At 52.5% G+C, this 14,218-nt stretch carries 15 protein-coding genes, 1 tRNA gene and 1 riboswitch; of the genes, 3 read left to right on the forward strand and 13 right to left on the reverse strand.

All coding sequences use genetic code 11. The features are described 5' to 3' along the window. Positions 1–24 precede the first annotated feature (24 nt). The 5 genes from CBW42_RS06130 to CBW42_RS06150 all read right to left on the reverse strand — a co-directional run bounded on the left by CBW42_RS06130 (position 25) and on the right by CBW42_RS06150 (position 3,671). Positions 25–780, reverse strand: a complete 756-nt coding sequence (locus tag CBW42_RS06130) for an ABC transporter ATP-binding protein (RefSeq protein ID WP_087018797.1) — start codon at positions 778–780, stop codon at positions 25–27. Continuing rightward, the gene (locus tag CBW42_RS06135) at positions 780–1,826 is read right to left on the reverse strand and encodes an ABC transporter substrate-binding protein (protein ID WP_087018799.1); all 1,047 of its coding nucleotides are present in this window, start codon (positions 1,824–1,826) and stop codon (positions 780–782) included. Before CBW42_RS06135 ends, CBW42_RS06130 begins: the two co-directional genes overlap by 1 nt. 12 nt (positions 1,827–1,838) lie before the next feature. Beyond that, on the reverse strand, positions 1,839–2,615 hold the full coding sequence (locus tag CBW42_RS06140) for an ABC transporter permease (protein ID WP_087018801.1): 777 nt from the start codon (positions 2,613–2,615) through the stop codon (positions 1,839–1,841). Then, positions 2,581–2,883, reverse strand: coding sequence for a thiamine-binding protein (locus CBW42_RS06145; RefSeq protein ID WP_087018804.1), 303 nt, complete (start codon positions 2,881–2,883; stop codon positions 2,581–2,583). Before CBW42_RS06145 ends, CBW42_RS06140 begins: the two co-directional genes overlap by 35 nt. A 72-nt stretch (positions 2,884–2,955) precedes the next feature. Further along, a riboswitch (TPP riboswitch) is annotated at positions 2,956–3,065 on the reverse strand. 42 nt (positions 3,066–3,107) lie between these two features. After that, positions 3,108–3,671, reverse strand: coding sequence for a DUF3793 family protein (locus CBW42_RS06150; protein WP_087018806.1), 564 nt, complete (start codon positions 3,669–3,671; stop codon positions 3,108–3,110). Positions 3,672–3,936: 265 nt separating this feature from the next. On the opposite strand from CBW42_RS06150, the gene CBW42_RS06155 reads away from it, so the two are divergent. Then, positions 3,937–5,379, forward strand: coding sequence for a nicotinate phosphoribosyltransferase (locus CBW42_RS06155; protein ID WP_087018808.1), 1,443 nt, complete (start codon positions 3,937–3,939; stop codon positions 5,377–5,379). 60 nt (positions 5,380–5,439) lie between these two features. Here the strand turns inward: CBW42_RS06155 and CBW42_RS06160 are convergent, their stop codons facing one another. Next, positions 5,440–6,027 (reverse strand): HAD-IB family phosphatase, encoded by a 588-nt coding sequence (locus tag CBW42_RS06160; RefSeq protein ID WP_087018809.1) that lies wholly within the window; start codon positions 6,025–6,027, stop codon positions 5,440–5,442. 131 nt (positions 6,028–6,158) lie between these two features. Here CBW42_RS06160 and CBW42_RS06165 point away from each other — a divergent pair, with 131 nt between their 5' ends. Continuing rightward, entirely contained in the window at positions 6,159–6,542 is a 384-nt protein-coding gene (locus CBW42_RS06165; RefSeq protein ID WP_087018811.1) for an HsmA family protein, read from the forward strand. 45 nt (positions 6,543–6,587) lie between these two features. Here CBW42_RS06165 and CBW42_RS06170 read toward each other — a convergent pair whose 3' ends face one another. The 3 genes from CBW42_RS06170 to gdhA all read right to left on the reverse strand — a co-directional run bounded on the left by CBW42_RS06170 (position 6,588) and on the right by gdhA (position 9,377). Beyond that, positions 6,588–7,460, reverse strand: a complete 873-nt coding sequence (locus tag CBW42_RS06170) for a DegV family protein (protein ID WP_165761084.1) — start codon at positions 7,458–7,460, stop codon at positions 6,588–6,590. Positions 7,461–7,477: 17 nt separating this feature from the next. Then, positions 7,478–7,846: a VOC family protein gene (locus CBW42_RS06175; RefSeq protein ID WP_087018815.1), complete on the reverse strand. Its 369-nt coding sequence runs from the start codon at positions 7,844–7,846 to the stop codon at positions 7,478–7,480. A 187-nt stretch (positions 7,847–8,033) separates the two neighbouring features. Next, positions 8,034–9,377: an NADP-specific glutamate dehydrogenase gene (gene gdhA, locus CBW42_RS06180; RefSeq protein WP_087018817.1), complete on the reverse strand. Its 1,344-nt coding sequence runs from the start codon at positions 9,375–9,377 to the stop codon at positions 8,034–8,036. A gap of 537 nt (positions 9,378–9,914) precedes the next feature. Between gdhA and cls the strand changes: the two genes are divergently transcribed. Continuing rightward, positions 9,915–11,486, forward strand: coding sequence for a cardiolipin synthase (gene cls / locus CBW42_RS06185; protein ID WP_165761085.1), 1,572 nt, complete (start codon positions 9,915–9,917; stop codon positions 11,484–11,486). Positions 11,487–11,636: 150 nt separating this feature from the next. Here the strand turns inward: cls and CBW42_RS06190 are convergent, their stop codons facing one another. The 4 genes from CBW42_RS06190 to CBW42_RS06200 form a co-directional block, all read right to left on the reverse strand. Further along, positions 11,637–12,809, reverse strand: a complete 1,173-nt coding sequence (locus tag CBW42_RS06190) for an NAD(P)-dependent malic enzyme (RefSeq protein WP_087018821.1) — start codon at positions 12,807–12,809, stop codon at positions 11,637–11,639. Positions 12,810–12,983: 174 nt separating this feature from the next. Continuing rightward, the gene (locus CBW42_RS14460) at positions 12,984–13,241 is read right to left on the reverse strand and encodes a hypothetical protein (RefSeq protein WP_133058273.1); all 258 of its coding nucleotides are present in this window, start codon (positions 13,239–13,241) and stop codon (positions 12,984–12,986) included. 112 nt (positions 13,242–13,353) lie between these two features. Then, positions 13,354–13,429 (reverse strand) — tRNA-Gly (locus CBW42_RS06195). Positions 13,430–13,609: 180 nt separating this feature from the next. Next, positions 13,610–14,209, reverse strand: a complete 600-nt coding sequence (locus tag CBW42_RS06200; protein ID WP_087018823.1) for a lactate utilization protein — start codon at positions 14,207–14,209, stop codon at positions 13,610–13,612. Between the last annotated feature and the right edge of the window lie 9 nt (positions 14,210–14,218).

Here is a 14,218-nt window from a genome sequence, read left to right on the forward strand (position 1 = left end):
CAGCGATTGCTGCCAGGGCTTCCTTTATGCCTGTGATTCGTCCAGTTTTTCCAAAATACGGCGCTTATACGCCAGAAATTCCGGTGTCAGATTAAAATCTACCGCACGCGGCTTCGGCTCTGTGATGACAATTTCCTCAGAAATACGCCCCGGCCTGCCGGTCAGCAGATAAATGCGGTCAGACAGCAGGACTGCCTCGTCGATGTCGTGTGTGATAAACAGCGTCGACAACCGGATGCGCTGCATGACATCCAGATACCAGGTATGCATGGCAGACTTGGTCAGCGTATCCAGCGCAGAAAACGGCTCATCGAGCAGCGCAACGTTGTGCGAAAACATATAGGTGCGCAACAGGGCAGCGCGCTGGCGCATGCCGCCGGACAGCTGTGCCGGATACTTTTTCTGCGTGCCGTCCAGGCCGAATGCCTCAAACAGCTCACCCGCCTGCGCCCGTGCCTCTTTTTTTCCCACGCCGCGCAGCAGCAGCGGCAGTGCCACGTTGTCCTCAATTGTGCGGTATGGCAGCAGCAAATCCTTTTGCAGCATGTAGCTGATGCGTCCCGGCTGGCCGGTAATATCTGTGCCATCCAGAAACACCTGCCCACAGTCCGGCTTCATCAGACCGGAAATGATATTGAACAGCGTTGTCTTGCCTGCACCGCTCACACCGAGAAAACAGACCAGCTCTCCCTCATGCAGCGTGACATGGATGTTGTCCAACACCTGTTTGTCGGCAAACGACTTGCTGACGCCGCGCACCTCCAGTTTGTTCTGTTCCATCAGGACTGCGGCAGGTAATCGTTGGAGAATCCGGTATTCTCCGGAATGTCCGCGGATACCAGATCGTTTTCATTCAGCCAGTTGTAGAACGCATTCCAGCGCTCCGCGTCAAAAATACCCCACTGAGATGCATCAGCAGTGTATTTATCTGCAAGATACTTCTGGCTCTCAACGACAAGCTCCCGATTGGATTTCAGCTCCGGACACTGCTCAAGCAGGATATCCGCAGCCTCCTCCGGGTTCTGCTCGGCATATTCATAGCCCTTTGCCAGCGCAGCAAGGAACGCCTTTGCTGTTTCCGGATCGTTTTTCAGGAAATCATTGTTCGCAATGATGACCGGGGTATAGTAATCAAAGACCGGATTGATGTCAGAAAATGCAAAGTAGTCGGTGTCAAGTCCTGCAACCTTGGTCGCAATGCCGGCCCAGGCATAATACACCCAAATCGCGTCGACCGACTTGCTCTGTAATGCGGACACCTCATCCGTGACGGTGGACGGGATCAGCTCAACCTTGGAGAAATCACCGCCGTCCGTCTCGACGACATTCTTCATCATAGCTTTTTCAATATCCATATCCCAGGTGGCATACTTTTTGCCTTCCAGACCCTTCGGGCGATCCATCCCCTCGCCTGCGCGAGAGATAATACCGGAGGTATTGTGCTGGATGACCGCGGCAACCGCCGTGATTGGCAGTGCGTTGTCACCGATCAATGCAGAAGCCATCGTGTCCTGAAACGACACGCCAAAATCTGCCTTACCCGAGCCGACCAGAACCTCTGCGCCGTCATCAGGCGGCTGTACAACATCGACATCCAGTCCGGCGTCTTCAAAATAACCATTCTGCAACGCGACATACAGACCGGTATGGTTGGTATTCGGCGTCCAGTCGAGCACAAAGGTGACTTTCTTGAGATCCCCAGAAGTGTCTCCGGAGCCCTGTTCCGCAGAACCGTTCTGCGGCGCGCTGCTGCTGCCGCAGGCAGCGAGTCCCAGCGCCATGGCGGACAGAACAACTGCCGCCGTTACTCTTTTCCACAGTTTCATACAAATCCTCACTTAATCGTCGCCGTCCATATTGGAATACGGCATGCATTTCTTTTGCAGCAGGTTGACCAGCGCCATCAGGATCAGACTGATGGCGGAAATCAGGAAAATGACTGCAAACATCTTGTCAAACGCAAACGCCTTTTTGACGCGCGTCATGTATACACCCAGACCGCCGAAGCCGCCCAGCCATTCCGAGATCACCGCACCGACAATCGCATAGGCCGAAGCAATGCGCAGCCCGGAAAAAAACTGCGGCAGCGCAGACGGGCATTTGATATAGCGGAAAATCTGCCATTTGCCCGCGCCCATCGAGCGCAGCAGGTTGATGGAATCCGGGTCAATGCTGCGGAAGCCGTCGAGCAGACCGACTGTCACCGGAAAAAACGTTGCAATGACAATCAAAATGATCTTTGGCGTCATCTCATAGCCAAACCAGAGCACGAGCAGCGGCGCAATTGCCACGGTCGGGATAGTCTGGGAAATAACCAACAGCGGATAAAATGCCCGGTACAGCCAGGAAAACGCATCCATCAGCACCGCAAAGGCAAAGCCGATGGCAACACCGAGTGCAAGACCAAGAAACGCCTCCTCCAGCGTAATGACAGCATTCTCACACAGCAGGCCAAATTCCCCGACAAAGGCGCGAACGACCTGCACCGGAGACGGCAGCATATAACCGGGCACCAGCCCGCTGGCCGAAACCAGCTGCCAGACCGCCAGCAGCAGGACAATCGCAAGTGCGGCAGGCCCCTTACTGCTCGTGATGCTTCGTAACCTTTTTATCAATGGTCAGAATCTCTCCTTCCGGGCGGTACACTACCTTAATGTACGCGGAAACCGACGGCGCACCTGCACGGATGGCAATGTGCTGGCATTCCTTTACAATGTCCATCAGCTGGTCATAGTCCTCACCCTCAATCGTTGTCTCAAACGGGCCGACATAATAATGCAGGCCGGTGCTTTTGATATACGCAATGACTTCATCGACAATACGTACCAGTTCGGTTTCGTTTTCTGCCTCCGGCAGAGTCTGAATTGCAACGCTTGCTTTCATGCTACTTCTTCCTTTCTTTGTTCGCAGCGGTTTACACACAGAAAAAGCGCCTTCACCGGAAACGCGGCGAAGGCGCTGGCAGTTCTGTCACTCCCGCGCTGGCATGATCCAGATCAGGTCAAAGGGTCACGGAACAGTATCCGTTTCTCAGCCCGTCTGTCCGGACTCCCCTGATAGTCATTTAATATAGCACAAATCCTGCCTGTCTGCAACCCCGTGCGCCATTATGCAGCGACAACCAGCTTCATCAGCGGCACACCACGGCGGTACATACGCTTATACACGGCTGTACAGCGCTTATAGACATCGAAAGTCCGCTGCGCCCGGTCTGCATCGCCGTAGCACTTCCAATGCCCGCAGCAGGAATAGTTTTGTCCGCGGTTTTCAATAAATCCAATCACATCATGCAGCGGATAGCCCAGAAATACACCGATTTCATGCGGGAAATCCTCCTGCAGGCACAGGCGGCGCGACAGCTGGCACAGCACGCTCTCTGTCCCCTTCGACAGATCATAGCCGTTTGTGCGTAGAAATTCCGCCGTATCCGCCTGCGCCAGTGTGCGGCAGATCCAGTCCCAGCGGCACACATAAATCAGACATGCATGGGTACGGCGGCAGCGTTTGACCACACGAATGCGGATACCGCTCGCGCGAAGGCGGTTGTCCCACTCCTGCACCGAATGGTACAGCGCCGCATGATCGGGGCAACGGAACAGATTCGCAGGCTTCACTCCTGCCAGCGTCGGCGCGCACTGCTCCACCAGCATTTCTTCCAGCGTTTTATCCATGTCCTTCCCTCCATAATTAGCAAAAGCTAACTCAATTTTCCAAAAAGAGGGGCTGCTTTGACAACCCGCTTGCAGTTAGCCCCTGCTAACTGCCATTATGATACCAAACCAGTCCAGATTTGTCAATCCTTTCTTTTGTCTTTTCCGCTGTGCCTGTAGTTTCCCCTGTCGCCTGTCTTGCTATGTATGCGGACAAATTGATTGTACTGGCAAAATAGGGTATACTGAGTACATCAAACCCAACCGGGAACAGGAAGTGACTGTAATGCAACGAGAAAATCTTTCCATGCTCTGCGATTTTTATGAGCTGACAATGAGCAACGGGTATTTCCTCAACGGCTTTTATAAGCGAAATACCTATTTTGATGTATTTTTCCGCACGGTGCCGGACGGCGGCGGCTTTGCAATTGCGGCCGGACTGGAGCAGATCGTGCACTATATCGAACAGCTGCATTTCGAGGAAGAGGACATTGAATACCTGCGCTCGAAAAAACTGTTTGACGAAAAATTTCTGACCTATCTGCGCGAGTTCAAATTTACCGGTGATATTTACGCTGTGCCGGAGGGCACGCCGGTGTTTCCGAACGAGCCTATCCTGACTGTGCGCGCCCCGGCAATTGAAGCACAGCTGATTGAAACCTTTGTCCTGCTCGCCATCAATCATCAGTCGTTGATTGCTACCAAGGCCAAGCGCATTGTGCGTGCCGCACAGGGTCGTGTTGTGCTGGAATTCGGCTCCCGCCGCGCACAGGGTGCGGACGGCGCAGTCATCGGCGCGCGCGCGGCATACATCGGCGGCTGTGCCGGAACGGCATGCACGCTGACCGACGAGCTGTACGGCGTCCCGGCGGGCGGTACCATGGCACATTCCTGGGTACAGATGTTCGACAGCGAATATGAAGCATTCAAAACATACTGTGAGCTGTATCCGGACAACACAACGCTGCTGGTCGACACCTACAACACACTGAAAAGCGGCGTACCAAACGCCATCCGTGCCTTCAAAGAGATCCTTCTGCCGAAAGGGATCACCAATTTTGCCATCCGTCTGGACTCCGGTGACATCGCCTATCTGTCCCGGCAGGCGCGAAACATGCTGGATGAGGCAGGGCTGTCCTGCTGCAAAATCACCGCGTCCAATGCTCTGGATGAGCACCTGATCCGCGACCTGCTCATGCAGGGTGCCTGTATCGATACCTTTGGTGTCGGCGAGCGCCTGATTACCGCGCGCAGCGCACCGGTCTTCGGCGGCGTGTACAAGCTGGTGGCAATTGAAGCACCAGACGGCACCATTGTGCCGAAAATCAAAGTGAGTGAAAACACCTCCAAGATCACTAACCCGCATTTCAAAAAGCTGTACCGCTTTTTCGACAACGAGAGCGGCAAGGCACTGGCAGATGAACTGTGTATCTATGATGAGGTCATCGACCCGGACACACCGCACACAATTTTCGACCCGAACGCAACCTGGAAAACCAAAACGCTGACCAACTTCACAGCAAAAGAGCTTCAGGTTCCGATTTTCAAAAACGGCAAGCGCGTCTACGAGCTGCCGTCCATCCACGACATTCAGGCGTACTGCACCGAGCAGGTCGGCCTGCTGTGGGATGAGGTGCAGCGCTTTGAAAATCCGCACACCTATTATGTCGACCTGTCCCGCAGGCTGTGGGACATCAAGCGGCTGCTGTTGCAGGACTGCAAGAGCTGATTTCTTCTCTCAACAGCATGTGCCCCGCCGGTTGCCCGGCGGGGCACTTTTTGCATACGATTATTTTTTCTTTTTGCGCTTCTCCCATTCCGCCCACGGAATCAGTTCATCGCCGCGCACAATCCACGCAGTCTGTGCTTCGCGCGCAAGCGGCGTATCCGACAGCGAATCGGAATAGAAGGTTTCAATCTGCGCGTCGCCGAATACCTCGCGGAAGCGGCGCACCTTTTCCTCGCCCCAGCAGTTGACACCGGTGTATTTTCCCGTGTGCGCATCGACGCGCGATGCCATCAGATATTTGATACCCAGCTGTTCACAGGCGGGCTTCAGCAAAAATTCCGGCGATGCGGAAATAATTACATCATCCTCCCGCCAGGTCTTCTCTATGTACCATGGCTTGATGTTGCGGATATGTGTGCGCCAGAATTCCTGCACCACCTGCTCAGAATCACCGATGGCGGTCAGAAAGCGATACATCTGCTGCTTGGCCTTTGTCTTATCCCACAGCTTTGCGCCATACAGGGCAAAGCCACCGATGGTTCCCGGCACGGTGCGCAGCATCAGCGGCTTGTGCCGCAGGCAGTAAAAATAGAAATCTACCGTGCTGTCGCCGTGGTAGATGGTTTGGTCAAAATCATATACGTTCATCCGTCCATCCTCCATGTGTCTTTCTGATTTTATGATACACTGTGCGGTTATACCACGTCAAGAGGCGGTTTGCGATTCGCCGGGAATGTGCTATACTGGAGAAAATCATATCTATTCAGGAGGAACCTGCTATGTCACCCTTGCTGCTTGCAGCTATTCTTTTTATCACGCTGGCACTGATATTCTACACTACCGGTGTCTTTGGCGAACGCCGTTCCGGTACGCTGACCGTGCGCCATGTTGTCATCTTCTGGCTTGGCCTGTGCTGCGATACGACCGGCACGCTGTTGATGTCGCGCATCGCCTCGCAGCAGAATGCGGGCGCGGGAAATCCACTGCACGCCGTCACCGGCACGCTCGCCATTGTGCTCATGCTCATCCATGCGGTCTGGGCGGTTTACACCCTGCGCCGCGGCACAGAACATGCACGTCACATTTTCCACAAATTCAGCCTTGCTGTCTGGCTTGTCTGGCTCATCCCATATGTGCTCGGCATGGTCATCGGCATGGGATAAACGCAAAAAAACAGCCGCAAAGCCTGCGGCTGTTTTTCATCTGGTTCAGTTTCCGCGCTTATCTCCGTAGAAAAACAGCGCAACGGTTCCCGGCCCGGCATGGGCGCCGATGACCGTGTCCAGCATATGGATTTCCACATCCTTCACCTCTGTGTGGCTGAGGATATAGTTTTTCAGGTATTCAGCATCCTCCAGACAGTCACCGTGGCTGATGGTGACCGGATAGCTGCCAATGTTCCGAATATGCGCATTCAGCTGCTTGCAGAGCATGTCGAGCGCACGCCGACGCCCGCGCACCTTTTTGTCCGCGATCAGGCGTCCGTCATCCGACACGTACAGAATCGGCTTGATGCCGACCAAAGAGCCCATGACGGCGGATGATTTGGACACACGGCCGCCGCGATGCAGGTACATCAGATCATCCACTGTAAACCAGTGGACAACATGGGTACGGAATTCCTCCACCCATTCGACAAGCTGCTCAGCGGTCATACCCTCCGCCCGGCGCTTCGCCGCTTCACGGACAATCAACGTCTGTCCGCCGGAGGCGGCAAAGGTGTCGACGCAGTACACCCGGTTGGGATATCTGTCCTTCAGTTCGTCGCGCGCCATACAGCCGGACTGGAAGCTGCCACTGAGTGCGGAGGAAAAGCCGATATACACAACATCACGACAGGACTGCAAAATACCTTCAAAAACGCTGGCAAATGCGCCCACAGTCGCCTGGGATGTTGTGATACTTTTTCCCTCGCGCAGCTGCTGATAAAAGGATGAAAAAGGAACGGTTCTGCCGAAATCGTCTTCTACGGTGTCACAGCCCTCCAGTGTAAAGCTGAGCGGAACCGTACAGATATCGTTCTGGAGCAGATAGGACTCTTCAATGTCCAGAACGGAATCCGTGACAATAACGTACCCCATGGTATCCTCCTTCCGCATCATTCTGCCGGAATAATCTCGACCCAGTAGCCATCTGGATCGACGATGAAATAGATGCCCATCGCTGCATTTTCAAAGCAAATGCAGCCCATTTCCTGATGCTTTTCATGTGCCTCTTCAAAATTGTCCGCGCGCAGGGCAAGGTGAATTTCATTTTCACCCAGATTGTATGCCTGCGGATGCTCACGCAGCCAGGTCAGCTCAAGCAGATGCGGCGTCACACCGTCACCCAGATAAACAATGGTAAATGCGCCGTCCGGCCCGTGGATGCGGCGCGTTTCCTTCAGTCCCAGCGCCTCCTGATAGAACGCAATCGAAGCGTCCAGATCCTTTACATTTATGTTATTATGTGCAAATGTAAACTGCATATGCATTCCCTCCCATAAACAAATATCACTGATCGTATCTATTATACGTGGATTTCCGTGCTTTCGCAATGGTCTGTCCCCATTTTTCACAATCTCTCCGCATTTTCCGTCTGTTTGCACAAAGAAAATCCCCTGCGGACGCATCCGCAGGGGACTGTGTATTCAGCTTTCTGTCGGGGGAAATAAATTACATAACACCCTGAGCCTTCATTGCCTCGGCAACCTTCAGGAAACCTGCAATGTTAGCGCCTGCAACCAGATTGCCCTCGCAGCCATATTCCTTGGCAGCAGCAGCAATGTTGTGGTAAATATCGACCATGATCTGATGCAGCTTGCTGTCGACCTCTTCAAAGGTCCAGGACAGACGCTGGGAGTTCTGGCTCATCTCCAGAGCGGAGGTAGCTACGCCGCCTGCGTTTGCAGCCTTTGCCGGAGCGAACAGAACGTTGTTGCTCTGGAATACAGCGATTGCTTCCGGAGTGGACGGCATGTTTGCGCCTTCGCCGACAGCCTGTACGCCGTTGGCAACCAGAGCCTTTGCATCCTCTTCGTTGATCTCGTTCTGGGTTGCGCACGGCAGAGCGATGTCACACGGAACAGTCCAGATGCCCTTGCCCTCGAAGTACTTCGCAGTCGGAACAGCGTCAACATATTCCTTGATGCGGCCGCGGCGAACTTCCTTGATTTCCTGAACAACCGGCAGGTTGATGCCGTTCTCGTCTACAACGTAGCCGTTGGAGTCAGACAGTGCGATAACCTTTGCGCCCAGCTGGGTAGCCTTCTGGGTAGCGTAAATTGCAACGTTGCCGGAACCGGAGATAACAACCTTCTTGCCCTCGAAGGAAGTGCCATGATCCTTCAGCATTGCGTCAACGAGGTAGCACAGGCCGTAGCCGGTAGCCTCGGTACGAGCGAGGGAACCGCCCCACTGGAGACCCTTACCGGTCAGGACACCAACATACTCATTGCGGATGCGCTTGTACTGGCCAAACATGTAGCCGATTTCACGCGCGCCGGTGCCGATATCGCCAGCCGGTACGTCGGTGTCAGCGCCGATGTGGCGGCACAGCTCGGTCATGAATGCCTGGCAGAAACGCATAACTTCTCCATCGGACTTGCCCTTCGGGTCGAAGTCGGAACCGCCCTTGCCGCCGCCGATCGGCAGGCCGGTCAGGCTGTTCTTGAAGATCTGCTCAAAGCCCAGGAACTTGATGATGGACGCGCAGACAGACGGATGCAGACGGATGCCGCCCTTGTACGGGCCGATTGCGGAATTGAACTGATAACGGAAGCCGCGGTTAACCTGAACCTTGCCGTTGTCATCAACCCATGCAACGCGGAACTGAATGCCGCGCTCCGGCTCAACAATGCGCTCAAATACGCCAGCCTCAACGAGGTCCGGACGGCGCTCTGCGACCGGCTGGAGAGACTCCAGAACTTCATAAACTGCCTGCTGGAACTCCGGCTCGCCGGGATTGCGCTTTACAACGGTGTCATAGACACCCTTCAGATAGGTGTTGGTGATTGCCATATTTCATTTTCCTCCATACAAAATGGTTTGTTCACATCTTCGGTAAAAATAATACCACAAGAATGGCAATTTGAAAATACAAAAATTGCAAAATTCATAAATTTTTCTAAATCGCTCTTCTTTTTCCCCTTGTTCTTCCCCTTTTATCGTAAATTTTGCTGAAATTTTAGGGGAACTCCGAGGTTTTGCGCTGGATTGTCCAGTTTTTGCAACGAATTATGCCTGCTATGCTGTTTTTGCACAATTTCCTGCAAAATCTATATTCTACTACTTTTTAGTTATTTAGCCAGACTTTTCGTTCAAAATGTATTTCTTTTTTGTTATGCATCGCGACGAAAAACCGTCTGATTTTGCAGGAATTCTGTTGAAGTGCTGCAAATTGTTTTTTTATACGGACAACTGTCTTTCTCATGTGTGCACAAAAACGCGTCAAAAACGTACACATGATTGACTTTCCGTTCAAAAATAGGTATCATGTGGACAGTATACAGGCTCTCACACAGTGGAAAAAGACCATCTTTTGGAGGATTCCAATACATGCAAAACCGTAGTTTTCCAAGAAAAGCCAAAAAAGCCAGCCAGAAAGTCAGGCGGTCGGTGTTCAGCTTTCTATTCAACCGTCTGACCATCAGTGCATTGCTGATCCTGCTTCAGCTTGCCCTGGTTGTGTCCGCATTCGTATTTCTACAGGGTCGCATCAAACACCTGTACAACATTCTTCGTGTCATCAGTCTCGTGGTCATCATCTGGCTGATCCGCAAGCCGGATAACCCCGCCTATAAGATATCATGGATTATTATTATCCTCATACTCGCGCCGATTGGCTCTCTGTTCTACCTGTTCTGGGGCAATACGCCGTTTAACCGTGCGCGTCTGATTAAAATTCGTCCGATTGATGTGACACGCATCGAGCCGTCCCATCCCTCCGCGACACATGAGCTGTGTACCCGTCTGCCGCGCCACAGGCGCAACTGCCAGTATCTGCACAGCATTGCAGAAATGCCTGCCTGGAAGGATACTGCTACAGAATATTTCCCGGTCGGTGAATTTATGTTTGAATCCATGTTGTCTGAGCTGAAAAAAGCAAAGCGATTCATCTTCATGGAATTCTTTATCATTGACCGCGGACATATGTGGGATGCAATTCTGGATATTCTGCGAAAAAAAGCCGCAGAAGGCGTCGATGTCCGCGTGATGTACGACGATGTCGGCTGTATCTCCAAGCTGCCGCACAATTACAGCAAGACGCTGGAGAGCATGGGCATTCGTGTGATCCGGTTTAACCGCTTTGTTCCGATGCTCAACACATATTTCAATTATCGCGACCACCGTAAAATCTGTGTCATCGATGGAAATGTCGGATACACCGGCGGCATCAACCTTGCCGATGAATATATCAACGAAAAGGAACGCTTTGGACACTGGAAGGATACCGGCGTCAAGCTGACCGGCAGCGGTGTTGCCAATCTGACCGCGCTGTTTTTACAGCTGTGGGATTTTTCCGTCGGTTCGACCACGGAAAATCTGGAAGATTATCTCCCCACGATTACCGCCCCCAGCGACGGTTATGTGCAGGCGTTTGCCGATTCCCCATTGGATGATTACAACGTCAGTGAAACCGTATTCCTGAACATCATCAACAACGCCACACGCAGTGTCTATATCACCAGCCCTTATCTGGCACTGGATAACGAGATGATTACCGCACTGTGCAACGCAGCGGAATCCGGTATCGATGTACGTATTGTCACGCCGGGCATTCCGGATAAAAAATCCGTCTATCTGATTACACGTTCCTATTATGCCCAGCTCATCCGCGCCGGCGTGCGCATCTATGAATATACGCCCGGCTTTATCCACGCAAAAATGATTGTTGCTGACAATGATGTTGCGGTTGTCGGCACCATTAACATGGATTTCCGCAGTTTTTATTTGCATTTCGAGTGCGGTACCGTATTTTATCGCGGCTCTGTTGTCGACAAAGTCCGTTCGGATATTCTGGAAACCATCGAAAAATCCGAAGAAATTGACGCGCACTGGATCAAATCCTATCCATGGATCAAATCCATCGGCGCTTCGTTGCTGTCACTGCTCATTCCGCTGATGTAATCGAAACATCTGGTGCAACAAATTAAACCAAATAAAACCGCGGGATGTACCTTTACGGCGCATCCCGCGGTTGTTCTGTCCGGTTATTCCCAATTATATTTCGTGTGCAGTCAGTTCCTTTGCCTGCTTGCCGGACAGCTGTCTGTTTGTTTAGATTCTTGCAACGCCGCTCTCGCGTGCAGCCTTGGCAACCGCAGTCGCAACCGCATCCCTGACGCGCGGGTCAAATGCCTTCGGCATGATATTCTCCGCACTCAACTCCTCGTCGGAAATCAGATTTGCAATCGCATATGCCGCTGCAATCTTCATATCCTCATTGATATCGGAAGCACGGACATCCAGTGCGCCGCGGAACACACCCGGGAATGCCAGAACATTGTTGATCTGGTTCGGATAATCCGAGCGTCCCGTACCAACGACTGCCGCGCCGCCGCGCTTTGCCTCGTCCGGCATAATCTCCGGAACCGGATTTGCCATGGCAAAGACCATCGGATCCTTTGCCATCGTGCGAACCATGTCCGCAGTCAGTACATTCGGCGCAGACATGCCAAAGAAGATATCTGCACCCGACAGGACATCCGCCAGCGTACCCTGCTTGTTTTCCGGGTTGGTGACAGTCGCCATATATGCCTGTTCCGAATTCATCTGCTCACAGCCTTCATACAGTGCGCCGAACTTATCGCACATGATGACATCCTTCAGACCCATGCTGAGCAGCAGCTTGGTGACCGCAATGGCAGCCGCACCGGCGCCATTGACAACCATCTTGATTTCCGACAGCTTGCGGCCCGTCAGACGGCATGCGTTAATCATTGCCGCTGCACAGCAAATGGCCGTGCCATGCTGGTCATCATGGAAGACCGGAATATCACAGCGTTCCTTCAGTTTGCGTTCAATTTCAAAGCAGCGCGGTGCGGAGATATCCTCCAGATTGATGCCGCCGAACGAACCTGCCAGCAGTGCAACCGTATTGACAAATTCATCGACATCCTTGGTGCGGACGCAGAGCGGGAATGCATCAACGCCACCGAACTCCTTGAACAGGGCACATTTGCCTTCCATAACCGGCATGCCTGCTTCCGGGCCGATATCACCCAGACCAAGAACCGCAGAACCGTCCGTAATAACGGCTACCAGATTGTGTCGGCGGGTATAGACATAGCTCAGATCAATATCCTTTTGGATTTCCAGACAGGGCTGTGCAACGCCGGGGGTGTATGCAATCGACAGATCATCTGCATTTTCCACCTTGCAGCGGGAAACAACTTCAATCTTGCCCTGCCAGTCGCGGTGGGCCTGTAATGCTCTTTCTTTCTGGTCCATGATGTCCTCCATTTTCCGTGTTCGTATTCTCAGATTCTTACATTCTACCACTTCACAGAGGCAAATACAAACTGTATTTTCCCGGTCTGCCCTGTACATGTTATACAAAACAAATGCGTCTGTTATTTGGCTTCTTCTTTGTTACAATTTATTCACAGGATTGTCACAAACTCTTTACCCCTGCGTGGATATTCCTTCATAATTTTTCGATAGAATAGAATTACAGAAAAGCACAGGAAGACAATGTGAAATTCCACTGTCCCGCTGCCATTGTCTTCCGTTCCGCAGTGGGCAGGCTAAAAGCATCTGCTGAAAAGCAGTCTCTATATACTCTCTCTTAACTGTTGTTTTTCCACTTATCTCTTCTTTTTTACCTCTTTTTTCATCCACCTTTTCTACCGCAAAATCTCCAGCTGAGCCGAACAGCTTCACCCTGTTCGGCTCAGCGTCTTTTTATGCAGAAATTTCGCGGCGGGCAGCGCGTTCGTTTCGCATCTCTGTTCCTGCATACGAAAAAAGCAACCGAATCTCTCGGTTGCTTTACTGGAGCGGATGACGAGGCTCGAACTCGCTACCTCCACCTTGGCAAGGTGGCGCTCTACCAGATGAGCTACATCCGCATGTTTTGTTGTTCTGTCCTGACGACGATATTTATTATATCCAATCGGGCGCCTGTTGTCAACAGTTTTTTTCGTTTTTTTCAAAAACATTTCCATTTCCCCAGAGCAAAGAAAAAAGGCCGGCACAGCCTCCCCACTCTGAGGCTGTACCGACCGGACGTAATCAAAAGAAACAGATGGTCAGTAGCCGAGCTCTTCGCCAATCAAAATCAACTCGCAGCGTTCCTGCGACAGCATCGGCCCCTGATGAATGACAATCGCACGACAAATACTGCGCGGGGCATTGCAATGATAACACTTGTCCCCACCGGCTGCCGCACAGGCTGTCATTTTATCCGGATGATCGCCGAACAGACGCATGGCATTCTTTGGCGCAGCTATATTCTGTGCGCGTTCCATGGCAGACGGCAAATCCGGCGTCAGCTTGTTGACACCGCATACAAAATAGACCTCCTTCGGCCCGTACAGCGTCGCGGAGACACGATTGCCTGCGCCGTCAATATTGACCAGCTCGCCGGTCTCCGAAACCGCATTGGCTGAGGTGAGATAAACCTCCGGCGTCTGCATATAGCCGTCGCCCTTCCAGTGCCAGTGCACGTCTGCCTGCTTTCCCAGTGTCTCGTATGCTCCCAGCGCTTCCAGCGTCTTGGAACCGCCGAACGATACTGTTTTGCCCGCAGTCTGTTTGCTTAAGTATGCCACAGCCTGTGCACCATTGTCAAAGTATTTTACACAAAAACCGTGCTGCTCAAACGCCGCCCGGATCCGTTCCAGTTCCATGCAGCATGC

It is taken from the genome of Butyricicoccus porcorum (assembly GCF_002157465.1).
Taxonomy (GTDB): Bacteria; Bacillota; Clostridia; order Oscillospirales; family Butyricicoccaceae; genus Butyricicoccus_A; species Butyricicoccus_A porcorum.